The sequence below is a fragment of the Ralstonia sp. A12 genome (assembly GCF_000801955.1).
Lineage (GTDB): Bacteria > Pseudomonadota > Gammaproteobacteria > Burkholderiales > Burkholderiaceae > Ralstonia.
The window spans coordinates 1-22,213 of record NZ_JSZO01000014.1 but is presented as its reverse complement, the minus strand read 5'-3'; the positions used below and the strand labels follow the sequence as shown (position 1 = coordinate 22,213).

Annotated in this window: 22 protein-coding genes; 15 read left to right on the top strand and 7 right to left on the bottom strand. The window is 63.7% G+C overall.

Annotated elements, in window-relative coordinates:
• Nucleotides 1-4: 4 nt before the first annotated feature.
• The 6 genes from PI87_RS17025 to PI87_RS17000 all read right to left on the bottom strand — a co-directional run bounded on the left by PI87_RS17025 (nt 5) and on the right by PI87_RS17000 (nt 6,547).
• Complete coding sequence (locus PI87_RS17025) at nt 5-721, bottom strand: DUF1120 domain-containing protein (RefSeq protein ID WP_084209997.1); 717 nt, start codon at nt 719-721, stop codon at nt 5-7.
• Between the two features lie 197 nt (nt 722-918).
• Nucleotides 919-1,659, bottom strand: a complete 741-nt coding sequence (locus PI87_RS17020) for a fimbria/pilus chaperone family protein (protein WP_039599177.1) — start codon at nt 1,657-1,659, stop codon at nt 919-921.
• Between the two features lie 133 nt (nt 1,660-1,792).
• Nucleotides 1,793-2,371, bottom strand: a complete 579-nt coding sequence (locus PI87_RS17015; RefSeq protein WP_039598912.1) for a hypothetical protein — start codon at nt 2,369-2,371, stop codon at nt 1,793-1,795.
• Between the two features lie 39 nt (nt 2,372-2,410).
• On the bottom strand, nt 2,411-4,930 hold the full coding sequence (locus PI87_RS17010; protein WP_052321582.1) for a fimbria/pilus outer membrane usher protein: 2,520 nt from the start codon (nt 4,928-4,930) through the stop codon (nt 2,411-2,413).
• Nucleotides 4,931-5,057: 127 nt separating this feature from the next.
• Nucleotides 5,058-5,444 carry an antibiotic biosynthesis monooxygenase family protein gene (locus PI87_RS17005; RefSeq protein ID WP_039598911.1) on the bottom strand — a complete coding sequence of 129 codons (387 nt, stop codon included), beginning with the start codon at nt 5,442-5,444 and terminating at the stop codon, nt 5,058-5,060.
• Between the two features lie 23 nt (nt 5,445-5,467).
• The gene (locus PI87_RS17000) at nt 5,468-6,547 is read right to left on the bottom strand and encodes an MBL fold metallo-hydrolase (protein WP_039598910.1); all 1,080 of its coding nucleotides are present in this window, start codon (nt 6,545-6,547) and stop codon (nt 5,468-5,470) included.
• A gap of 173 nt (nt 6,548-6,720) precedes the next feature.
• On the opposite strand from PI87_RS17000, the gene PI87_RS16995 reads away from it, so the two are divergent.
• The 15 genes from PI87_RS16995 (at nt 6,721) to bioB (ending at nt 21,835) form a co-directional block, all read left to right on the top strand.
• A complete protein-coding gene (locus PI87_RS16995; protein WP_039598909.1) occupies nt 6,721-7,227 on the top strand; it encodes a MerR family transcriptional regulator in 507 nt (168 codons plus the stop codon).
• A 187-nt stretch (nt 7,228-7,414) separates the two neighbouring features.
• Nucleotides 7,415-8,596 (top strand): isovaleryl-CoA dehydrogenase, encoded by a 1,182-nt coding sequence (locus PI87_RS16990; protein WP_039598908.1) that lies wholly within the window; start codon nt 7,415-7,417, stop codon nt 8,594-8,596.
• Between the two features lie 159 nt (nt 8,597-8,755).
• Complete coding sequence (gene aceK, locus PI87_RS16985) at nt 8,756-10,606, top strand: bifunctional isocitrate dehydrogenase kinase/phosphatase (protein WP_039598907.1); 1,851 nt, start codon at nt 8,756-8,758, stop codon at nt 10,604-10,606.
• 23 nt (nt 10,607-10,629) lie between these two features.
• Complete coding sequence (gene can / locus PI87_RS16980; RefSeq protein ID WP_039598906.1) at nt 10,630-11,310, top strand: carbonate dehydratase; 681 nt, start codon at nt 10,630-10,632, stop codon at nt 11,308-11,310.
• Between the two features lie 698 nt (nt 11,311-12,008).
• Nucleotides 12,009-13,190, top strand: a complete 1,182-nt coding sequence (locus tag PI87_RS16975) for an acetyl-CoA C-acetyltransferase (protein ID WP_039598905.1) — start codon at nt 12,009-12,011, stop codon at nt 13,188-13,190.
• Between the two features lie 10 nt (nt 13,191-13,200).
• Nucleotides 13,201-13,923 (top strand): SDR family oxidoreductase, encoded by a 723-nt coding sequence (locus PI87_RS16970; protein WP_039598904.1) that lies wholly within the window; start codon nt 13,201-13,203, stop codon nt 13,921-13,923.
• 10 nt (nt 13,924-13,933) lie between these two features.
• Complete coding sequence (locus tag PI87_RS16965; RefSeq protein ID WP_039598903.1) at nt 13,934-15,076, top strand: acyl-CoA dehydrogenase family protein; 1,143 nt, start codon at nt 13,934-13,936, stop codon at nt 15,074-15,076.
• A 43-nt stretch (nt 15,077-15,119) separates the two neighbouring features.
• Complete coding sequence (locus tag PI87_RS16960) at nt 15,120-15,725, top strand: 2-hydroxychromene-2-carboxylate isomerase (RefSeq protein ID WP_039598902.1); 606 nt, start codon at nt 15,120-15,122, stop codon at nt 15,723-15,725.
• Nucleotides 15,726-15,738: 13 nt separating this feature from the next.
• Entirely contained in the window at nt 15,739-16,149 is a 411-nt protein-coding gene (locus PI87_RS16955) for a rhodanese-like domain-containing protein (protein WP_039598901.1), read from the top strand.
• Nucleotides 16,146-16,844, top strand: a complete 699-nt coding sequence (locus PI87_RS16950) for an HAD family hydrolase (RefSeq protein ID WP_039598900.1) — start codon at nt 16,146-16,148, stop codon at nt 16,842-16,844. The genes PI87_RS16955 and PI87_RS16950 overlap by 4 nt, the downstream gene beginning before the upstream one ends.
• On the top strand, nt 16,844-17,284 hold the full coding sequence (locus PI87_RS16945) for a YchJ family protein (protein ID WP_039598899.1): 441 nt from the start codon (nt 16,844-16,846) through the stop codon (nt 17,282-17,284). The genes PI87_RS16950 and PI87_RS16945 overlap by 1 nt, the downstream gene beginning before the upstream one ends.
• A 28-nt stretch (nt 17,285-17,312) precedes the next feature.
• Nucleotides 17,313-18,920, top strand: coding sequence for a carboxyl transferase domain-containing protein (locus PI87_RS16940; protein ID WP_039598898.1), 1,608 nt, complete (start codon nt 17,313-17,315; stop codon nt 18,918-18,920).
• A gap of 42 nt (nt 18,921-18,962) precedes the next feature.
• A complete protein-coding gene (locus PI87_RS16935; RefSeq protein ID WP_039598897.1) occupies nt 18,963-19,913 on the top strand; it encodes a dienelactone hydrolase family protein in 951 nt (316 codons plus the stop codon).
• A complete protein-coding gene (locus tag PI87_RS16930; protein WP_039598896.1) occupies nt 19,910-20,704 on the top strand; it encodes an enoyl-CoA hydratase/isomerase family protein in 795 nt (264 codons plus the stop codon). Before PI87_RS16935 ends, PI87_RS16930 begins: the two co-directional genes overlap by 4 nt.
• A 51-nt stretch (nt 20,705-20,755) precedes the next feature.
• Nucleotides 20,756-21,835 (top strand): biotin synthase BioB, encoded by a 1,080-nt coding sequence (gene bioB / locus PI87_RS16925; RefSeq protein ID WP_039598895.1) that lies wholly within the window; start codon nt 20,756-20,758, stop codon nt 21,833-21,835.
• 179 nt (nt 21,836-22,014) lie between these two features.
• On the opposite strand, the gene PI87_RS29605 is transcribed toward bioB, so the two are convergent.
• The coding region (locus tag PI87_RS29605; RefSeq protein WP_232314016.1) for a hypothetical protein at nt 22,015-22,213 on the bottom strand (199 nt) is incomplete at its 5' end.

The window sequence follows — 22,213 nt, the reverse complement described above, 5'->3', positions numbered from 1 at the left end:
CTGGTTACTGGTATTGAATGGAGAAGACGGCTTGGCCGTTCAGGGCGATGTCGTCGGCCACGCTGTGCAGTTCCGTGGCCTTGTTCAACATCCCGTACACCAAGAGGTCGAAATTGAAGTTCTTGCCGGACATGGGCACGGCTGCCCCGGTGTCGTCGGCGGCGACGGCGTAAGTCAGCAAGTTGTTCATCACCAAGCCACTCGCGTCACGCGACCAATTCTGGCCATCGGCCGAGATGATCATGTTGCGGGGCGCACCGTCGACGCGAGGCACAGAGTAATTAATGGTGTAGGCGCCCAGCTTGACGTCCTTGCCGTCCACGCGCGCGGTGCCCAGGCCGTAATACTCCTCGTCGGCAGCACCGTCACCCAGACCCGCCTCAAAGCCAGCGGCCTTGCCGAGGCTGGAAGCGCTCTGCAAGTCCTGCACGCTGAACTGCACGGTTCTCGATGCCGGGCAGGCTACGCTCAGCGAGATGTTTTTCTCGCCCATGTAGTAGTACTGATTGGGCAGGGCCAGGAAATTGGCGTGATCAATGGTGCCGAAACCGATCTCACCGTTATTGGCGAAACTGGCCGTGCACGGCGCCGGCGTGATCGTGCCGGTAATGCTCAAGTCCGCGGTTTGCGGCGTCTGCTGTGCAAAGGCCGACGTGGTGACCAGCAAGCCGCTGAGCGCTGTAGCCAAGGCCGAAGCCTTTAGCAGATTCTGAATAGGCATAAAGCTCCCCAACTGAAAGAGAATGGCCTGCGCAAGGCAAGCGCATTGGAATGCCGCCGTTTTATTCGATGACAAGAACGGCGTGCGACCGCGTGGAATCCATCCACATGCTTCACCGCACACCCGAGACAGCGCGCCAAAGCGGAAGGCGGTGCCATCAAGTCGGCACAACTTCTGGGCGCTGGGCTCAGGCGTGATTAGCGGGTTGTGCCAGGCGTTGCGAGCGTGGCCGTGTAAGGCGCAGCCGCGTAGCCATAGGCTGTGAAAGGCGTGATCTGGATCTGCTTGAAGTCGGGCTTGAGCGCCTTGCCATCTTTGCCTTGGCCCGGCAGGTCAACCACGGTCTTGCTGCCCGGCAGCAGATACGACTTGGGCAGCGCCAACTCAACGTCACCCGGCAGCAGCTTGATGCCCTGGTCCATGCGCACCACGTAGGCGCTGTCGTTGGTGATGGTGAGCGCGGTGCCATCGAGCGACCACTTCAGGCGCGTCCAGGGCGCCTTGTCTTCCGGCAGCGATTTGGGGTGAATCACCAGCGGCAGGTTCTGGCGCACGGTCATCATGACCGTGTTCTTGTTGGCGTCCTTGCGTTCGGGAATGCCGTCGAACGTCACGCGCGCATAGCGCTCCACGGCCAGCGGCTCGGTGTTGGTGAGCATGAAGCGCACGGTCTGCTTCTTGCCCGGGTCAACGCGTGCCACCGGCGGCGTCAGCACCACGGGCGGGTTGGCGTCGTCCGGCACGGCCTCGATCTTGGCGTACATCAACGACACAATCGGGTCGGTGTTGGTGACGACCATGGAGGTCTCGCCATCGGCCTCGTTGATCCACACCACGGTGGATTCCGGCAGCATGCCCGCGGCATGTGCGGCCAGCCCTGCGCTGATGAGCAAAGCGCCAACCAGCGTGCGGGCGATCTTCGATTGCATCGGGTTCATCGACATCTCCGGCGCGCTCAGATTGAACGTGCCCTCTCCAGTAGGTAATAGACAGACTGCATCACGCTTACAAGCCTAATAGCCAGCATCACCTACACGAATCAGAAAGCTCCGAAACCCCTGTGAATTGCTGTCAACGCACGTCAAGTGACAATTGCCCGACCGCATCAAATGTCACGGTTTGAATCACGCTCATGGCATCGACCGGTATGCGGGCCGAGATCTGCAACGTGACGTCAAGACGCTCACCGCGCAGCAGTTGCTGACCTTGCACGGGGGCGAGGATGTCGCTCGGTTTGAGCGTCAGTTCGCTGGTGGGGGCCTCGCCGGGAGGCTGGCCGATGGCGGGCAGGCGCGCGAGTTGCACGGGGGCGCCATCCAACCGCGCATTGAGCACGCGCACGCGGTAGGTGCCGCGGTCGCCAAATTTGAGGGCGTCGCGCGCCTCGCCCGTGCCGTTGGTCCCTGCGGCTGGGGTGCGAAACACCAGGTTCATCTGCGCAGGCGCCTTGCACAGCGCGGTGTAGATGCGCTGGACCGGGCTGGGGCGGATGTGCTTGGCGTGTTTGCTGGCGTCCGGGCGCATCTGGCCGAAATCCACGTTGGAGTCGGACAGCACCGCAGTGCAATCCGCCGCCGATGCAGTGGCACTCAGGGCAAGGCAAAGCGCGCCGAATAGCCAGGGCAGCACGGTGGAGCGAAGGGGCATCATGGTCAGGGCCTGTTTTCCGTAATCACATCGTGCGTGGCATCAGAGCTTGCAGACGCCGGGCACGGTATCGAAGGGGCGGTTAGCGTCCGGGGTGGCTGGCAAGTTGACCTCGATGCGGCAGACGCGGTCATCGGGCAACTTGACGTGCAGGGCCGATTCAGGGGCGTTGTCCAGGAACACCGTGCCATCGCCCACCGAGGTGGTGACGTAGCGGTTGTCGGCGTCGAGCACAGGCAAGGCGGCGGGCAGCGGCGAGCCATCTGCCAGCGTGGCACGCACCAGCACGCGGCGCACCTTGTTCACGCCAAACTCCACGACGTGCACCGAGCCGCGTCCGGCATCGATGTACTCAATGCCGTTGTTGATGTCGATGTTGCGCGGCAGGCTCTTGGTCAGCAGCTCCACGCGCGATTGCCGATAAGGCGACAGCGAAGGAATGACCGCCCGCCCGCCCGCATCCGTCCACACGGTGCCCTGCGGTGTGCTGATGCGCACGCCGGACAGGTCGCCCGTTTTCACCACGCCAAAGGTGTCGCCCACCTGGTACGGCGACAGCGTCAGCCCCGCGCGCGTCACCACCAGACCGCCCTGCAACTGGCCGGAGTAGGTCGCGTTATTGGCACCCGTCTGCGAGTACGACACCATGGCCCGCGTGTAGCGCGGCGTGATCGTTGCCGAGCCGCTGAGGTTGGGGCCGTGGCCGCTGGGGTTGGTTTCAGCGCGGGCGGAGTAGCTCAGCGTGTCATTCACCGTTTGCGACACGCCGGTGCCAAAGCGCGTGCTGCCACCCGTGTTGGAGGCGTAGCTCTGCACGGAAGCCTTGCCCAACGGCAGGCTGTACATCGCATAAAAACGGAAGCTGTCCTGACCCGCCGCCGGCACATTGCGCGTGCGCGCACTGCTCAGGTCTTTTTCCAGATTGACTGACAACGTGCCGGGGCCGACCTTGCGACTCCAGCTTGCCACCGCGTACTGCGTGCTCGCACCGTAATACGTGCTGCCACGCGAATACGACGCGGAAATGCCACCCAGGCTCGCGTGCTGCCAGCTCATCGACGCGGTGTACTGGCTGCGAAAACGCGCAGAGGTGCCCGAGGGCGAGTCGGACAGCGTATCGCTCACGTCCCGATAACCCTGGCTCTGCTGCGTCATGCTCACGCCCGCCGACCAGCTCTCTGCCAATTGGACGTTGACCGAGCCGCTCACGTTGACGCCACGCAGGTTCTCGCGCTGGGCGTTCGACACGATCGACTGCACGTTGGCCGACACACGGTTGGAAACGACTGAATTCAAGCCCGCCGCAGCGGCCTGATAGCCCGACGTCACCAGCCCGGAAGCCGTTACGTTGTGGCGCTCGGACACATTCCAGCCTTGGGTGGCGGTCACCAGCGCGGGCTGGCGAGTGCCCGCATGGCTTACATCGCGCACCTTGCCCACGGCCACGGACAACCCCTGCGCCGGACGCGCGCCCGGCCGCAGCGATGCCGCCGGCACGTTGTAGCGGCGCTGCTGGCCGTCGGCCTCGGTCAGCACCACTTCCAGATCCGCCGACGCGCTCACCAGCGGCAGACTCGATAACGTGAACGGCCCCGCCGGCACCACCGTGGAGTAGATCAGCACGCCCATCTGGCGCACATCCACACGCGCCTGGCTGTTGGCGATCCCCTCGAACGACGGCCCGCCCTGCTGCGGCACCAGCGCCTGATCCGGCGCGTATTGCACGCCCGTGATCGACGGCACCGGCAACAGGGTATTCGTCACGTTGATCTGCCCGGCCTGCACCATCGCTTTGCGATCGACGAAGGTCTTCTGCGCGTACGTGTAGAGATGATCGGTGCTGGCGCTGCCGTTCTGCGAGGTATAGCTGTGGCGGCTGCGGACGATCCAGTCGCCTGCGTTCACGCCCACCTCGCCATCGCCGAACACAAAATTGCTGTTGGCCCCGCCGCTGCGGTTGGTCATGCCCAGCACGCTGTAGTTGAGCATGGCGGCCGTGCCGCCCGTGGCATACGTGCCCGACGATGAGCCCATGGACTTCATCGCCTCTTGTGGCACCACCATGCGTATCGTATTCGCACCGGGGTCGAGCTCGATCTCGGCCTGCGGCACGTCTTGGCGATAGTCGTAACAGGCGGGCGCCGCGCCGCCTTGCAGGGCCGCCGGCACCTGCAGGCCACCGCGCTCCAACAGCGTGCGGTCGATACAAAGCTGGCCATCGCCATCGAAACGCGCCATCACCGCGCCGTGCGGCACATCGTTGACGAACAGCTTGACGCGCTGCACGCCGGGCGTGAAACGGCTGGATTGGCTGAAGTACGCGGCCAGTGCCGGGTCGATGCCGCGCGCGCGCAAGGCGTCGGCATCAAACGTGACGGTTTTGTCGTTGCTTGCCGTGCCTAGCCTGCCCTCGGCGCTCTTTTGCTCAATGGCAAAGGCCGCTGGCGACATGGCGCCCAGCACCAGCAGAAAAATCGGGGAAAGGGGGAACTGCGGGAGAAACTGCGGTAACCGCGGGGGGGCGTCCTCACGATCACTGCGCAGCGTGATCGTTCGGGCCATTGCACGCTCAACACGTTAAGAAGATGTTGAGCCGATTGTTATGGAGTGCGCCCCTTCAGAAAATGAGAAGAATCCTAAAACGGGTGGCCGCAGATTGGCGTGCGGTGCGATCAGGCTATTCCTGCTGTCAGCGCTCAAACCCGTAGTCGTATTCCACTTTGGCGATCCGCAGGTGATACGTTTCATACCACTTCTCGCGGCCCATCTTCTGCGCGGCCAGGTGCTCGACTTGGTTCTTCCATTCGCGAATGGCTTCCAATGACGACCAGTACGACACCGTGATGCCCGGCCGCCCCTGCTCCGTTGCGGCTTCGTCGCGCACGGATTCGATACCCAGAAAGCCCGGCATGTCGCGCGCCAGCTCGACCATGCGATCGGCCATCGCACCATAGCCGTTGTCGCCATCCGTGCGGGTGGAGGCAAAGATCACTGCGTAGTACGGCGCCGTGGGGGTCTGTGCCGGAAACGGCAAGACCATGGCGCTGTCGTCGAGAACATCGTGCTGGTCAGCCATGGGGGCTCCGGGTTATGCGCGTGTTATGCAACTGCGTGAAAGCGGACAATGCCGTCGGTGCCGGTTTCGCGCACCAGTTCACCACGGTGCCATAAGGCGTGCAGGTGCGCCAGCGCCTCGCCCATGGCGAAGGTCATCTGGTGCACGTCGAACTGGCGCTTGAAGATGACGTTGACGATGTCGCGTGCGGATTGCGGTGCCGCCTTGCACGCAGCCAGCGTGTCGGCCAGGCGGTCGACGTGGTGATCACGCAGTTGCTGGATACGCGTATGCAGCCCGCGGAACGGCCGCCCGTGCGACGGCAGGATCAGCACGTCGGCCGGCAGCGGCGCGTACTTGCCGAGCGAATCGAGATACAGCGTGAGCGGATCGGCCTCGGGTTCCAGATCGAACACGCTCACGTTGGTAGAGATGCGCGGCAGGACCATGTCACCGGAGATCAGCACATTGGCATCATCACTGTAGAGCGCGACGTGCTCGGGCGCGTGGCCAAAGCCGGTGATGACGCGCCAGTTGTGGCGGCCGATGGTGACGGTGTCGCCGTCCATCAAGCGGCGGTACTGGCCCGGGATGCCCGGCACCAGCGTGCTGTAGTAATCCTTGCGGTTGCGGATGCCGTCGATGGAGGCTTCGTCCGTCAGGCCGTGCTTGGCAAAGTGGCGTGCAGCAAATTCTCCGCCGGCGTTCGATGCACCGGTGCCGCCGACCAGCATGCGGGCGAAAGCGTAGTCGCCCAGGCTCATCCACAGGCGCACGTTCCAGCGCTTGGCATCACCGCCTTCGCACAGCCAGTTGGAGAGGCCGACGTGATCCGGATGGCAGTGCGTAACCAGCACGCGCAGCACCGGCAGACCGTCGAGGTGGTGCGCGAAGATGGTTTCCCAATACCCGCGAATGGCTTCGTGGTTGATGCCGCAGTCGATGATGGTCCAGCCGTCTTGCCCGTCCTGATGATCGCGCAGCAGCCAGAGGTTGATGTGATCGAGCGCAAACGGCAGCGGCATGCGCAGCCAGTAGATGCCGGGGGCGACTTCAAACCGCGTGCCGCCTTCGGGAAGCGTGTCGCCAAAGGGATAGTCGAGTTGGTGTTCGAGCGCGTTCATGAGGATGTGGTCTCGGTCGCCGCCTTGGGGTCTACCGTCAAGCGGTCTCTGCGATTGCGGTTTGGCGCCATTGACGCTAACGTAAACGTCAATTCGCCGCCGGTCATCCATCTTAAGCGAAAACTTAATGACACTGCCCGGCGTGCTTCAGCCATCACTGGATTCTCCGCCGTATGTCCGTCTCCACTTCGTCTGCCACCGCCGCGCTTGCCGCTGATCTCGAATCGGGCGACGCCTGCCTGACTGACGCCCCGGCCGACGCCAGCTACACCATCACCGACCTCGCGCGCGAGTTCGACATCACGCCGCGCGCCATCCGCTTCTACGAAGACCAGGGCCTGCTGGCGCCGGATCGCCAGGGCCCGGGCGGGCGCCGTCGCGTGTATTCCGCCGGCGAGCGCACGCGCCTGAAGCTGACCTTGCGCGGCAAGCGGCTCGGGCTGTCGCTGGGCGAGATCAAGGAGATCCTGGATCTGTACGAATCGCCGCGCGATACGGTGCCGCAACTGGAGCGCTTCCTGGCGTCACTGGCGCAACATCGTGCGGTACTCACGCAGCAGTTGGATGACCTGAATGCCCAACTGGCCGAAATCGACCAGCACGAGCGCCAATGCCGTCGCCTGCTGGAAGACGCCCAGGCAGGCACAGCCAAGCCGCCGAAGCGACGCAAGGCGGCCTGATTCCGCAACTTTACGTAGTTGACGCTTATTGACGTTTACGTAAACGTCAATACAATACGCAACACCCTGTAGCCCCCTCCCGGCGTCGGTGCGCCCGTCACAAGCGGCGTGCACATCACAGCGCCAGAACACTTACCCAGAGACACGCGCGGCCTGATTTCCATGCACGCGCCCAAGGAGACCCACCATGATTGACCTGCCCGGCCTGAAATTCGACTTGGGCGAAGACATCGAGATGCTGCGTTCGGCCGTGCGCGACTGGGCACAGGGCGAGCTGGCACCGCGTGCGGGCGAGATCGACCGCACCGACCAGTTCCCGATGGATGCGTGGCGCAAGATGGGCGACCTTGGCGTGCTCGGCATCACGGTGGCCGAGGAATACGGCGGCGCCAACATGGGCTACCTGGCGCACATGATCGCCATGGAAGAAATCAGCCGCGCCTCGGCGTCGGTCGGCCTGTCGTATGGGGCGCACTCGAACCTGTGCGTCAACCAGATCCACCGCAACGGCACGCCGGCCCAAAAGGCCAAGTACTTGCCCAAGCTGGTGTCCGGTGAATGGGTGGGCGCGCTGGCCATGAGCGAGCCGAATGCCGGCTCCGACGTCGTCAGCATGAAGCTGCGCGCTGAACTCAAGGGCGACCGCTACGTGCTCAACGGCACCAAGATGTGGATCACCAACGGCCCCGACTGCGACGTGCTGGTCGTCTACGCCAAGACCGAGCCCGAGCTGGGCGCGCGCGGCATGACGGCGTTCATTGTCGAAAAGGGCATGAAGGGCTTCTCGGTAGCGCAGAAGCTGGACAAGCTCGGCATGCGCGGCTCGCACACGGGCGAGCTGGTGTTCGACAACGTGGAAGTGCCGGTGGAGAACATCCTCGGCCAGGAAAACGGCGGCACCAAGGTGCTGATGAGCGGTCTGGACTACGAGCGCGCGGTGCTCTCCGGCGGCCCGATCGGCATCATGCAGGCCTGCATGGACGTGGTCACACCGTACATCCACGACCGCAAGCAATTCGGCCAGAGCATTGGTGAATTCCAGCTCATCCAGGGCAAGATCGCCGACATGTACACGACGCTGCAGGCGTGCCGCGCCTACCTGTACACGGTCGGCAAGAACCTCGATTCGCTGGGCCGCGACCACGTGCGCCAGGTGCGCAAGGACTGCGCTGGTGTGATCCTCTATACCGCCGAGAAGGCCACCTGGATGGCCGGCGAAGCCATCCAGATTCTGGGTGGCAACGGCTACATCAACGAATTCCCGGTTGGCCGCCTGTGGCGCGACGCCAAGCTGTACGAGATTGGCGCCGGCACCTCGGAAATCCGCCGCATGCTGATTGGCCGGGAGCTGTACGCAGAAACGATGTAAGGCGGGCACGGGTGGGCTGATGGCATGGGCCATCGGCCAAACGGATAAGGAGGCGGAACGGTTTGTAGGACGCGAACGCAGCAGCGAAGGCCATACAATCTAGGTCTTCCTGGTTTGCCGGTTTTTTGTCGCTCTCCCGCCCTCCCCCGCGCACACGCCATGTCCCATTTCCCCAAGCTCCTGTCCTCGCAGATTGCCTTTGACGTCGCCCGTACGATGCTCGACGGCTTCGACAAGCACTACCGCTTGTTCCGCGAGGTCTGCATTGAGGCCAAGGCGGCCTTCGAGCACGGGGACTGGGCGGCCATGCAGCAATTGCAGCGCGACCGCATCGCCTACTACGACGAGCGTGTGCGCGAAGCGTCGGTCATCCTGGAAGATGAATACGACGCCGAGAACATCGACGACGAGATCTGGCGCCAGATCAAGCTGCACTTCATCGGCCTGCTGACCAACCATCACCAGCCCGAGTGCGCCGAGACCTTCTTCAACTCGGTGTGCACGCGCATCCTGCACCGCTCGTACTTCAACAACGATTTCATCTTCGTGCGGCCGGCCGTCTCGACGGAATACATCGAGAACGAAGAGTCGCCCACCAAGCCGACGTACCGCGCCTATTACCCCGGCACGCGCGACGGCCTGGGTGCCTGCCTTGAGCGCATCGTCCACAACTTCCAGTTGCAGACGCCATTTGAAGACCTGCCGCGCGACGTCGGCTACGTGGTGCGCGCCGTGACCGAGCACTTTGGCGAATTCCGCATCGCGCCGAATTTCCAGATCCACGTGCTGTCGTCGCTGTTCTTCCGCAACACGGCGGCGTACATCATCGGGCGCGTCATCAACGGCGACAAGACGTACCCGCTGGCGGTGCCGATCATGCGCAACCCCGACGGCCAGCTGCGACTGGACAGCGTGCTGCTGCGCCCGGAACAGTTGATGATCCTGTTCTCGTTCACGCACTCGTACTTCATGGTGGACATGGAGATTCCGTCGGCCTACGTGACCTTCCTGCGTGACCTGATGCCGCGCAAGCCGCGCGCCGAGATCTACACCTCGCTCGGTCTGCAGAAGCAGGGCAAGAACCTGTTCTACCGGGATTTCCTCCACCACCAGCAGCACTCGTCGGACAAGTTCATCATCGCGCCCGGGATCAAGGGGCTGGTGATGCTGGTGTTCACGCTGCCGTCGTACCCGTACGTCTTCAAGGTCATCAAGGACTACTTCCCGCCGCCGAAGGAAACCACGCGCGAGCTGATCAAAAGCAAGTACCAGCTCGTCAAGCGCCACGACCGCGTGGGCCGCATGGCCGATACGCTGGAGTACTCCGACGTGGCCTTTCCGCTGTCGCGCTTTGATGAAGAACTCATCAAGGAGCTGGAGAAGCATGCCCCCTCGATGGTCGAGTACCAGCGCGGTGAAGACGGCAGCCAAGAGATCGTCATCCGCCACGTCTACATCGAGCGCCGCATGACGCCGCTGAACATCTGGCTGCACGAAGGCACCGATGCGCAGGTCGAGCACGGCATCATCGAATACGGCAACGCCATCAAGGAACTGATCGCCGCGAACATCTTCCCCGGCGACATGCTGTACAAGAACTTTGGCGTGACGCGCCACGGCCGCGTGGTCTTCTACGACTACGACGAGATCGAATACCTCACCGATTGCAATGTCCGCAAGGTCCCGCAAGCGCGCACCGAAGAGGAAGAGATGTCGGGCGAGGTCTGGTACAGCGTTGGCCCGCACGACATCTTTCCGGAGACGTACGGCACGTTCCTGCTGGGCGACCCGCGCGTGCGCGAAGCCTTCCTCAGGCACCACGCAGACTTTTTCGACCCGGCCATGTGGCAGTCCTACAAGGAACGCCTGCTGTCTGGACAGACTCACGATTTCTACGCGTATGACGCAAGCGAACGCTTCGTCAACCGATACGGCGCCGGCGCACAGGGGACTGCAGCCGAACACACGACCGAACAGGTCACAACAACGCTGCAACGCGCCGCCGCCTAACTCTCTCAACACGACGGGAAAACATGCCACATCGCATCAAAGAACTCTTCGAGAACAACCGCAAGTGGGTCGAGCGCGTCAACGCTGAAGACCCGGAATTCTTCTCGAGCCTGGCCAACCAGCAAAACCCGGAATACCTGTGGATCGGCTGTTCGGATTCGCGCGTGCCTGCCAACCAGATCATCGGCCTGCCGCCGGGTGAGGTGTTCGTCCACCGCAACATCGCCAACGTGGTGGTGCACTCGGACTTGAACTGCCTGTCGGTGCTGCAGTTTGCGGTGGAAGTGCTGAAGATCCGGCACATCACCGTGGTGGGCCACTACGGTTGCTCGGGTGTGAAGGCTGCGCTGACCAAGCAGCGCTTCGGGCTGGCGGACAACTGGATTCGTCACGTGCGTGACGTGGCGGAGCAGCACGAAACGTATCTCGGCACGGTGGTCAACGATCAGTCGCGCCATGACCGCCTGTGCGAGCTGAACGTGATTCACCAGGTCAACAACGTGTGCCTGACGACGATCGTGCAGGACGCCTGGGATCGTGGGCAGCCGCTGACAGTGCATGGCTGGATTTACGGCGTGAAGGACGGGATGTTGCGCAATCTGGGCATGGCGGTGAATTCCAATGAGGAACTGCATGCGCAGCTTTCGGATGCCTGGCTGAACTATGGCAAGGATGGGAGTGCGCCTACGCCGGTTGGGTTTTGATTTTTAGTTTGGCTGTTCAGGGGTGGCTTTTTGTTGGTGGTCCATCCCTTGTTTCATCCCCTGCCGGGGCTGACTCACTTTCTTTGTCTTGCCAAAGAAAGTAAGCAAAGAAAGGCGCGCCCGAGATGGCGGCTTCCCCTTGAATTTCTGTCGCAGGGAGGGGAAGGGAAAAACTCGCTGCGCTCAAACAGTTTCCCTTCCTTTTTCCTCCCTGCAACAGAAATTCAAGGCGCCATCTAGGGCAACAACGGCAACACCATCGACGCACAAACGCAGTATTAGGTACGCGGCAAGACGCAAAGCAACAGCAACAGCAACAGCAACAGCAACAGCAACAGCAACAGCAACACACAAGAGCCTGACAGAGCACGCACACCAACGGTTTGGCCGTTGACCTTCCTGCCCTTGATGGCGCCTTGAATTTTTGTAAGCGGGCGGAAAAAAGACGGGGAACTGTCTGAGCGCAGCGAGTTTTCCCCGTCTCCGCACGGTTACAAAAATTCAAGGAGGGTGTCGCCATCTCGGGCGCGCCTTTCTTTGCTTACTTTCTTTGGCAAGACAAAGAAAGTGAGTCAGCCCCGGCAGGGGATGAAAACAGGGGATGCACCACAAGAACAAATCCCCAAGCAAGAGACACACAGAACCTGCACCACAAGTGCAGAACCATGTCCCAAGCACAGCACCAGGAGATTGCAGAAATGTCCGACCGCATCGTCATCGCCTCAGCAGCCCGCACCCCGATGGGCGCCTTTCAGGGCGAACTCGCCAGCCTCACTGCTCCGCAACTCGGCGCCGCCGCCATCCGCGCAGCAGTCGAGCGCGCCGGCCTGAAGCCGGAACAGATTGAAGAAGTCATCATGGGTTGCGTGCTGCCCGCCGGCCAGGGCCAGGCGCCCGCACGCCAGGCAGCACTCGGCGCAGGCCTGCCGCTGTCGGTCGGCTGCACCACGATCAACAAGATGTGCGGCTCGGGCATGCGCGCTGCAATGAATGCCTACGACGCCCTGCTCGCAGGGTCGCTGGATGTGGTTGTGGCCGGCGGCATGGAAAGCATGACCAACGCGCCCTACCTGATCCCGAAAGGCCGCGGCGGCTACCGCATCGGTCACGGCATGATCTACGACCACATGATGCTGGACGGCCTGGAAGACGCCTACGACAAAGGCCGCGCGATGGGCACCTTCGGCGAAGACTGTGCCGAGAAGTACGGCTTCACCCGCGAGGCGCAAGACCACTTCGCAATGACGTCCGTGCGCCGCGCGCAAGAGGCTACGGAATCCGGCGCATTCCGCTGGGAAATCACGCCCGTGACCGTATCGAGCAAGGCCGGCGACACGATCATCGACACCGACGAAGGCCCGCGCCGCATCAAGGTCGACAAGATCCCCTCGCTCAAACCCGCGTTCAAGAAGGACGGCACGGTGACGGCCGCTTCCTCCTCGTCGATCAACGATGGTGCCGCTGCGCTGGTGATGATGCGCGAATCCACCGCCAAGCAACTCGGCATCACGCCGCTGGCGGTGATGCTGGGCCACACCACGCACGCACAGGCGCCGGGCTGGTTCACCACCGCGCCGGTCACGGCCATCGACAAGCTGTTCAAGAAGCTCGACTGGAACTCAGGCAATGTCGATCTGTTCGAGATCAACGAAGCCTTTGCCGTGGTGCCGATGGCGGCGATGCACGACCTGCACATCCCGCACGAGAAGGTGAACGTGAATGGCGGCGCGTGTGCGCTGGGCCATCCGATCGGGGCATCGGGCGCGCGCGTGATCGCGACACTGCTGGGCGCGCTGCAACACCGTGGCGGCAAGCGCGGTGTGGCGAGCCTGTGCATCGGCGGAGGTGAAGCGACCGCCGTCGGCATCGAACTCTACTAAGGAACGCGGGATGACAAGCGCAACATCCCGCCGCACGCGCACCGCACTCATTCTGGGTGCGTCGCGCGGCATCGGCCTGGAAACCGTCAAGCAGTACCGTGCCGATGGCTGGCGCGTGATCGCCACCGTGCGCTCGCAAGAAGCCGCACAGGAGCTGCAGGCGCTGGGCGCAGAAACGCATGTGCTGGACCTGACCGACGCCAACGCCGTCGGCGGCCTGGCCTGGAAGCTCGACGGTGAAGCACTGGACGTGGCGATCTACGTGGCGGGCATCTATGGCCCGCGTACACAGGGCGCCACGCCGGTCAGCCAAGCCGACTTTGATGCGGTGATGCACACCAACGTGTGGGCGCCGATGGGCGTGCTGCCCGCCGTGCTGCCCATGGTGGAAGCCGGCCATCATGGTGCTGGGGGCGCCGACGAAGCCGGTGGCGTGCTGGCCGTCATCTCTAGCCGCATGGGCAGCATTGGGGATATGGAAGGCAACGGCGGCTGGCTCTATCGCGCCAGCAAGGCAGCGGTGAATGCCGTGCTGCGCGGGGTGTCGATCGATGCGCAAAAAGCCACTTGCCTGACCTTCCACCCTGGCTGGGTGCAGACCGACATGGGCGGCGCTGGCGCGGCCATCACGCCGCAGGAAAGCGTGGCGGGCATCCGCCGCGTGATTGCCAGCGCCACGCGCGCCGACAACGGCGGGTTCCGCAATTACGACGGCAGCGTCATTGAATGGTGAGGCTGAGACAATGTTGCTGACCCAAGAACAGGAGATGATCCGCGACGCCATCCGCACCTTCGTGCGCGAGGCGATCACACCGCACGCGGCCGCGTGGGACCGCGATGCGACCTTCCCGAAAGACGTGCACCGCCAGTTGGGCGAGCTGGGTGCGTATGGCGTGGCCGTGCCGGAAGAACTCGGCGGTGCGGGGCTCGACTACCTATCGCTCGCGCTGATCCTGGAAGAAATTGCCGCCGGCGATGGCGGCACCTCCACCGTCATCAGCGTAAACAACTGCCCAGTGTGCAGCATGCTGATGGCGTTTGCGAATGACGCCCAGAAGCAGCAATGGCTCGTGCCGCTGGCACGTGGCGAAATGCTCGGCGCGTTCTGCCTGACCGAGCCGCACGTCGGCTCCGATGCCTCGGCCCTGCGCACCACCGCAGTATTGGAAAAAGGCGGCGACGGCGACCACTGGGTGCTCAACGGCGTGAAGCAGTTCATCACCAGCGGCAAGCACGCCGACGTGGCAATCGTCATGGCCGTGACGGACAAGACCGCCGGCAAACGTGGCATCAGCGCGTTCCTGGTGCCGACCACCACGCCGGGCTACGTGGTGGCACGGCTCGAAGACAAGCTCGGCCAGCATTCGTCCGACACGGCGCAGATTGTGTTGGAGGATTGCCGCATCCCCGCCGATTGTCTGCTGGGCGAAGAAGGCGCGGGCTACAAGATGGCGCTGTCCGGGCTGGAAGGCGGGCGCATCGGCATTGCCGCGCAGAGCGTGGGCATGGCGCGCGCAGCTTTCGAGGCGGCGTTGGCATATGCCAAGGAGCGCGAGAGCTTCGGCCAGCCGCTGTTTGCGCACCAGGCGGTGCAGTTCCGCCTGGCGGAGATGGCCACGCGCGTCGACGTAGCACGGCAGATGGTGTGGCACGCCGCCAGCCTGAAAGACGCGGGGCGGCCGTGTCTGAAAGAAGCCGCCATGGCCAAGCTCAACGCCAGCGAGATGGCCGAGCGTGTGTGTTCGGATGCCATCCAGGTCTTCGGCGGTTACGGCTACGTGAGCGACTTCCCGGTGGAGCGCATCTACCGCGATGTGCGCGTGTGCCAGATCTACGAAGGCACCAGCGATATTCAAAAAATCTTGATCGCCCGCGCATTGGCGTAGGGGCCTTTTTGGGGAAGCCGCAGCACAACAAGGGGAGCACATCATGAACGGGGCCATCGATTTCTACTTCGACTTTTCCTCGCCGTACGGCTACTTCGCCAGCACGCGCGTGGAAGAACTCGCCCAGCGGTACAACCGCGCAACGGCGTGGCACCCGATCCTGCTGGGCGTCGTGTTCAAAACCACAGGCGGCTCCCCGCTGCCGCAAGTGCCGCTCAAGGGCGACTACGCGTGGCGCGACTTCGAGCGCACCGCACGCTTCAACGGCATCGAATACCGCAAGCCGACGCACTTCCCCCTGCCCACGCAATACGCCGCGCGCGCCACGCTGTGGGTACACGACCACCACGGCGGCGACCGCGCCATCGACTTCGCCCGCGCGCTCTACCGCGCGCTGTTTGTCGATGACATCAACATCGGCGAGCCGACGGAGGTGATGAAGATTGCCGACGCAATGGGCATTGACGGCGCCGCGCTCAACACCGGCGCGAGCACCCAGCAGATCAAGGACCAGCTCAAGGCCGAGATCGACCTGGCGATGTCGCGCGGCGTGTTCGGCTCGCCGTACGTGATCGTCGACGGCGAAGCGTTCTGGGGCTTCGACCGCTTTGATCAGATCGAAGCGCTGTTGCGTGATGGACGCATCTGAGGAGACAAACGCCATGGCCATGAAGAACGGGTTCCGTGCGCTAGTCGACCAAGCCATGTCCGAAGTGCAGACGCTCTCGGTCGACGAAGCGCGTGCGCTTCTGGACGCCCCGCACGTGCAGTTTGTCGACGTGCGCGAGATCCAGGAGCTAGCGCGCGATGGCGTGATCCCACACGCTCTGCATGCCCCGCGCGGCATGCTGGAGTTCTGGGTCGATCCGGACTCGCCTTATTACAAGCCGGCATTTGCGCAGGACAAGACCTTCGTCTTCTTCTGCGCGGCCGGCTGGCGCAGCGCGCTGGCCACCAAGACCGTGCAGGACATGGGGCTGGAGCGCGTGGCGCATATCGAGGGCGGTTTCACCGCCTGGAAGGCGGCCGGTGCGCCGGTCGCCGCTTACGAAAAACCGACAAAGAAAGCATGACTGCAGTCTCTCAATCCGCCGCGACCCAACCTCGCCACCCACGCTTTGACGCCATCCTCTTTGATTGCGATGGCGTGCTGGTCGACAGCGAGCCCCTCGTCAACCGCCTGATCTGGCAGATGCTGACCGAACTTGGTATCGAGATCACGCTGGAAGATTCCATCAAGTACTTCCTCGGCAAGGCCGTGCGCGAAGAGCTGGATACGATTGCCAAGATGCGCGGCGCGCCGCTGCCGCCGAACTGGCTGGCCACCTTCCATGCGCGCCGCAATGCGCTGCTCGAAGCCGAAGTGGAAGCCGTGCCGCATATCGCGCACGCCATTGATGTGCTCTCCAAGCTGGGCCTGCCGATGGCCGTGGCCTCTGGTGCCGATCGTGTGAAGGTGGAACTGCAACTCAACCGCACCGGTTTGATCGAGCACTTCCAGCCGACCCATGTGCGCATCTTCTCGGCCACCGAGGTCGCGCGCAGCAAGCCTGCGCCTGATGTGTATCTGCTGGCAGCCCGCAGCCTGGGGGTGTCGCCGTCACGTTGCCTGGTGATCGAAGACAGCCCCACGGGCGTCACCGCCGGCCACGCTGCCGGCATGACGGTGCTGGCCTACGCTGGCCGCAACGCACCGGGCCCGCTGATCGCCGCCGGTGCCGCGCAAACCTTCACCGACATGCGCGAACTGCCGGAGCTGGTGGCCTGATGTCCGCGCCCCACGCCAAGCTGATCGGCCCGGCCGACGCCTGCCCCTGCGGCGGCAACGCCTACGCGCGCTGCTGCGGCCCGTTCCATGCGGGCGAGGCGGTGCCGGCCACGGCCGAGCAACTCATGCGCTCGCGCTACAGCGCCTATGTGCTGGGCGACACGGCGTACCTGCGCAGCACGTGGCATCCGTCCACCTGCCCCGCCGATCTGGAAACCAGTGAAGCCGATGCCGCCGCCACGCGCTGGCTCGGCCTGGACGTGAAGCACCACGCGCCGCAAGACGCCACGCACGCGACGGTGGAATTCGTCGCGCGCTACAAGGTGGGCGGCCGCGCGCATCGCCTGCATGAAACCAGCCGCTTCGTCCGCCTGGACGCCAGCGGCGCTGAATCCGCCGAAGGCCGTTGGCTCTACGTCGACGGCACCTTCCCTGACTGAACCCCACCGCACTTCTTGCACTGCTGCCATGCCGACGCTAGACACCAAGCTGAACCCCCGTGCCGAAGACTTCAAGGCCAACGCCGATGCCATGCGCACCCTCGTCGCCGACTTGCGCGACAAGGTGGCCCGCATCGCCCAGGGCGGCGGTGACGACGCCCGCGCCAAGCACCTCGCCCGTGGCAAGCTGCTGCCGCGCGACCGCGTGCAGCAACTGCTCGACCCCGGCACGCCGTTCCTGGAGTTCTCGCAGATGGCGGCGTACGGCATGTACGACGACGCGGCACCGGGCGCCGGCATCATCACCGGTATCGGCCGCATCTCGGGGCAGGAGTGCGTGATCGTCTGCAATGACGCAACCGTCAAGGGCGGCACGTATTACCCGATGACGGTGAAGAAGCACCTGCGTGCGCAGGAGATTGCCGAGCAGAACCACCTGCCCTGCGTCTACCTGGTCGATTCGGGCGGCGCCAACCTGCCGAACCAGGATGACGTCTTCCCCGACCGCGATCACTTCGGCCGCATCTTCTACAACCAGGCCAACCTGTCGTCGAAGGGCATTCCGCAGATTGCGGTGGTGATGGGCTCGTGCACGGCCGGCGGCGCGTATGTGCCGGCCATGAGCGACGAGTCGATCATCGTGAAGGAACAGGGCACGATCTTCCTGGCCGGCCCGCCGCTGGTGAAGGCCGCCACCGGTGAAGTGGTGAGCGCTGAAGACCTGGGCGGTGCCGATGTGCACACGCGTCTGTCCGGCGTGGCGGACTACTTCGCCAACAACGATTCGCACGCGCTGGCGCAGGCCCGCAGCATCGTCGCGCACCTGAACCGCCGCAAGCCTGAGCAGGTGCAGATTCATGCACCGGTCGAACCGCGCTTTCCGGCGGAAGAGTTGTATGGCGTGATCCCGACCGACACGCGCAAGCCGTTTGACGTGCGCGAGGTGATCGCCCGCATCGTCGACGACTCGGCGTTCGATGAATTCAAGGCGCGCTACGGCACCACGCTCGTCTGCGGCTTTGCGCGCATCTGGGGCTACCCGGTCGGCATCATCGCCAACAACGGCATTCTGTTCTCCGAAGCGGCACTGAAAGGCGCGCACTTCATCGAGCTGTGCTGCCAGCGCAAGATCCCGCTGGTGTTCCTGCAGAACATCACGGGCTTCATGGTCGGCCGCAAGTACGAGAACGAGGGCATCGCCAAGAACGGCGCGAAGATGGTGACGGCGGTGGCGACGGCGCAGGTGCCCAAGTTCACAGTCATCATCGGCGGCTCGTTTGGCGCGGGCAACTACGGCATGTGCGGGCGCGCGTATTCGCCGCGCTTCCTGTGGATGTGGCCGAACGCGCGCATCTCGGTGATGGGCGGTGAGCAGGCCGCGAGCGTGCTTGCCACCGTGCGCCGCGACGGCATCGAGGCCAAGGGCGGCCAATGGAGCGTGGATGAAGAAGCCGCCTTCAAGGCGCCGATCCGCGACCAGTACGAGCGCCAGGGCCATCCGTATTACGCCAGCGCGCGCCTGTGGGACGACGGCGTGATCGACCCGGCGGATACGCGCAGCGTGCTGGGCCTGGGCCTGTCGGCCAGCCTGAACGCGCCGATCGGCGATATGAACTTCGGCGTGTTCCGCATGTAAGCGGGCCGCCACTCCCATCAACACAGCAACAAGGAATTGGCAGTGAACAGCAACACCGCGCGAACGTGGCGCAGCGCCTTGACAGCAGGGTGTGTCACCCTCAGCTGCGCGCTGCTGCTTGCCGTCGCGCACGCGCAGGACAAACCGTCCAGCCCGCCGAGCACGTCCGGCATCAATGAAGAAGTGGTGGAGGTGCCCAAGTCTGCGGGCATCTTCACCATCAAGCTGGAAACCACCGTCTACAAGCCGGCGGGTAACGGCCCCTTCCCGCTGATCGTGCTCAACCATGGCAAGTCGCGCGGCAACGCGGCGTTCCAGTCGCGTGCCCGCTATCACGAGCAGGCCGCGGCGCTGGTCGCGCGTGGCTACGTGGTGGCCATCCCGATGCGCCAGGGCTTCTCCAAGTCGGGCGGTGCCTATATTGGCAGCGGCTGCAACGTGGAATCGAACGGCCTCGTCCAGGCCGAAGACGTGGTGGCCGCGCTCGACTACATGACCGCGCAACCGTATGTGGACCGCAACCGTATCGTCGTCATGGGCCAGTCGCACGGCGGCCTGACCACGATGGCCTTTGGCACGATCAGCTACCCCGGCGTGCGCGGCCTGGTGAACTTTGCGGGCGGCCTGCGCAACGACACCTGCGTCGCCTGGGAAAACAACCTCGTGCGTGCCTTTGAGACCTACGGCCGCCAGTCGCGCTATCCGTCGCTCTGGTTCTATGGTGATAACGACAGCTACTGGCCCAAGCCCATGCCCGAGAAGATGTTTGCCGCTTATACCGGCGCGGGCGGCAAAGCGCGGCTGGTGGATTTCGGCAACTTCAAGGGCGACTCGCACGGCATGTTCGCCAGCCATGCTGGCCTGGCCATCTGGTTGCCGCAGGTCGATGCCTTCCTGCGCGAACTCGGCCTGCCTGCCGGCCCCCTCACACCTGCAGCAGAAGCCTCGGGCGCCGACGACCCCAAGGCCGACACCAACAAGGACCCGGAATGAACGCCTTTGAGACCCTCGCTTTCGCCCAGCACGGCGCCGTCGCCACGCTCACGCTCAACCGGCCGGATGTGCGCAATGCGTTCAATGAGACCGTCATCGCCGAGCTGACCGGCGCGTTCCGAGCACTCGCGCAGGAGCCCAGCGTGCGCGCCATCGTCCTGTCCGGCAACGGCCCTGCGTTCTGCGCCGGTGCCGATCTGAACTGGATGAAGAAGATGGCCGGCTACTCCGATGACGAGAACCGCGCCGATGCCCTGCGCCTGGCCGAAATGCTGCGCAGCATTTATGCATGCCCGAAGCCAGTGATCGCCCGCGTGCAGGGCGATACGTATGCCGGCGGCGTCGGCCTAGTCGCGGCGTGCGACATCGTCGTCGCCGTCGACACCGCCAACTTCTGCCTGTCGGAAGCCAAGCTCGGGCTGATTCCAGCCACCATCAGCCCGTACGTGATTCGCGCGCTGGGCGAGCAGGCCTCGCGCCGCTACTTCATCACCGCGGAACGCTTCTCCGCTGCCGAGGCGCATCGCCTGGGCCTCGTGCACGAACTGGTGAGCGCAGACACGCTCGACGCCAAGGTGAGCGACATCACCACGGCGCTCGTCGCCAACAGCCCGAACGCCGTGCGCGAGAGCAAGCGCCTCGTGCGCGAAGTGGCCGGAGCGCCCGTCAACGACGCGCTGCTGGCGGATACCGCTGAACGCATCGCCGCCATTCGTGCCTCCGATGAAGGCCGCGAAGGCGTGCAAAGTTTCCTGGGCAAGCGCAAGCCGAACTGGCTGCTGCCGGCCTGACCCGCATAACAACGAAACCACGCATCAAGAAATCATTTGAAGGAAGTCCTCATGCAATCCACTCCGCTCAACTTCGTTCCGAACGCCGCCAAGGTGCCCGTCACGCCGGGTCAGGCGCCCGACGCACGCTGGAGCCGCGAAGCCATCGAAGCGCTGTTCGCGCTGCCGTTCAACGACCTGCTGTTCCAGGCACAGCAAGTGCACCGCGCCAACTTTGATGCGAATGCGGTGCAGCTCTCGACGCTGCTGTCCATCAAGACCGGTGGCTGCCCGGAAGATTGCTCGTACTGCCCGCAATCGGCGCGCTACGACACCGGCGTCGAGGCTGAAAAGCTGATGCCGATCGACGAAGTGCTGGAAGCCGCATCGCGCGCCAAGCAAAACGGCGCGAGCCGCTTCTGCATGGGCGCTGCATGGCGCAACCCGAAGCCGCATCAACTCGATGCCGTGGCCGACATGGTGCGTGGTGTGAAGGCGATGGGGCTGGAGACCTGCGTCACGCTCGGCATGCTCAAGCAGGAGCAGGCTGCGCAGTTGAAGGATGCGGGGCTGGACTACTACAACCACAACCTCGACACCGCGCCCGAGTTCTACGGCGAGATCATCACCACGCGCACGTATCAGGATCGGCTCGACACGCTGGAGCATGTGCGTGACGCGGGCATCAATGTGTGCTGCGGCGGCATCGTCGGGCTGGGGGAATCGGTGCACGAGCGTGCGGGCCTGATCGCCGAGCTGGCGAACATGGAGCCGTATCCGGATTCGGTGCCGATCAACAACCTGGTGAAGGTGGAAGGCACGCCGCTGGCGGGCAACGAGGAACTCGATCCATTCGATTTTGTGCGCACGATTGCGGTGGCGCGGATCACGATGCCCAAGGCGATGGTGCGTTTGTCGGCTGGCCGTGAGGCGATGGATGATGCGCTGCAGGCTCTGTGCTTTATGGCGGGGGCGAATTCGATCTTCTATGGCGAGAAGCTGCTGACGACGGATAACCCGGAAGCGGATGCGGATCGCAAGCTGCTGGCGCGGTTGGGGATGCGGGTTGAGGTGCAGGATCACATGCACCATGACGCGCATGCGGGGTCGCACTCTTCGCATTGCCATATCGACATTACGCCGGCTGATTGATGCGTTTGAGTTGGGGATGGTTTTTTTTGGTGGTCCATCCCTTGTTTCATCCCCTGCCGGGGCTGACTCACTTTTCTTTGTCTTGCCAAAGAAAAGTAAGCAAAAGAAAGGCGCGCCCGAGATGGCGACTTCCCCTTGAATTTCTGTTGCAAGGAGGGGAAGGGGAAAACTCGCTTCGCTCAGACAGTTCCCCTTCCTTTTTCCTCCTTGCAACAGAAATTCAAGGCGCCATCAAGGGCAAGGTACGGCCACACCATCGGAGCACCACCGCAGTAGTGAGTACCAGCAAGACGCAACACGAAGCGAGCAAAACCAGTTGGAAATTGCGAGCGAAGCAGAACACAGCAACACAGCAACACAGCAACCCAGCAACCCAGC

What these genes read in the sequence shown, in the direction of transcription:
- PI87_RS16965 (WP_039598903.1), top strand. Translation starts at nt 13,934, where the DNA reads ATGTTGCTGACCCAAGAACAGGAGATGATCCGCGACGCCATCCGCACC.
- PI87_RS17020 (WP_039599177.1), bottom strand. Translation starts at nt 1,659, where the DNA reads ATGAACCCGATGCAATCGAAGATCGCCCGCACGCTGGTTGGCGCTTTG.
- PI87_RS16940 (WP_039598898.1), top strand. Translation starts at nt 17,313, where the DNA reads ATGCCGACGCTAGACACCAAGCTGAACCCCCGTGCCGAAGACTTCAAG.
- PI87_RS16945 (WP_039598899.1), top strand. Translation starts at nt 16,844, where the DNA reads ATGTCCGCGCCCCACGCCAAGCTGATCGGCCCGGCCGACGCCTGCCCC.
- PI87_RS16930 (WP_039598896.1), top strand. Translation starts at nt 19,910, where the DNA reads ATGAACGCCTTTGAGACCCTCGCTTTCGCCCAGCACGGCGCCGTCGCC.
- PI87_RS17010 (WP_052321582.1), bottom strand. Translation starts at nt 4,930, where the DNA reads ATGGCCCGAACGATCACGCTGCGCAGTGATCGTGAGGACGCCCCCCCG.
- aceK (WP_039598907.1), top strand. Translation starts at nt 8,756, where the DNA reads ATGTCCCATTTCCCCAAGCTCCTGTCCTCGCAGATTGCCTTTGACGTC.
- PI87_RS17000 (WP_039598910.1), bottom strand. Translation starts at nt 6,547, where the DNA reads ATGAACGCGCTCGAACACCAACTCGACTATCCCTTTGGCGACACGCTT.
- can (WP_039598906.1), top strand. Translation starts at nt 10,630, where the DNA reads ATGCCACATCGCATCAAAGAACTCTTCGAGAACAACCGCAAGTGGGTC.
- PI87_RS17015 (WP_039598912.1), bottom strand. Translation starts at nt 2,371, where the DNA reads ATGATGCCCCTTCGCTCCACCGTGCTGCCCTGGCTATTCGGCGCGCTT.
- PI87_RS16960 (WP_039598902.1), top strand. Translation starts at nt 15,120, where the DNA reads ATGAACGGGGCCATCGATTTCTACTTCGACTTTTCCTCGCCGTACGGC.
- PI87_RS16950 (WP_039598900.1), top strand. Translation starts at nt 16,146, where the DNA reads ATGACTGCAGTCTCTCAATCCGCCGCGACCCAACCTCGCCACCCACGC.
- PI87_RS16970 (WP_039598904.1), top strand. Translation starts at nt 13,201, where the DNA reads ATGACAAGCGCAACATCCCGCCGCACGCGCACCGCACTCATTCTGGGT.
- PI87_RS16995 (WP_039598909.1), top strand. Translation starts at nt 6,721, where the DNA reads ATGTCCGTCTCCACTTCGTCTGCCACCGCCGCGCTTGCCGCTGATCTC.
- PI87_RS16975 (WP_039598905.1), top strand. Translation starts at nt 12,009, where the DNA reads ATGTCCGACCGCATCGTCATCGCCTCAGCAGCCCGCACCCCGATGGGC.
- bioB (WP_039598895.1), top strand. Translation starts at nt 20,756, where the DNA reads ATGCAATCCACTCCGCTCAACTTCGTTCCGAACGCCGCCAAGGTGCCC.
- PI87_RS16955 (WP_039598901.1), top strand. Translation starts at nt 15,739, where the DNA reads ATGGCCATGAAGAACGGGTTCCGTGCGCTAGTCGACCAAGCCATGTCC.
- PI87_RS17025 (WP_084209997.1), bottom strand. Translation starts at nt 721, where the DNA reads ATGCCTATTCAGAATCTGCTAAAGGCTTCGGCCTTGGCTACAGCGCTC.
- PI87_RS16990 (WP_039598908.1), top strand. Translation starts at nt 7,415, where the DNA reads ATGATTGACCTGCCCGGCCTGAAATTCGACTTGGGCGAAGACATCGAG.
- PI87_RS17005 (WP_039598911.1), bottom strand. Translation starts at nt 5,444, where the DNA reads ATGGCTGACCAGCACGATGTTCTCGACGACAGCGCCATGGTCTTGCCG.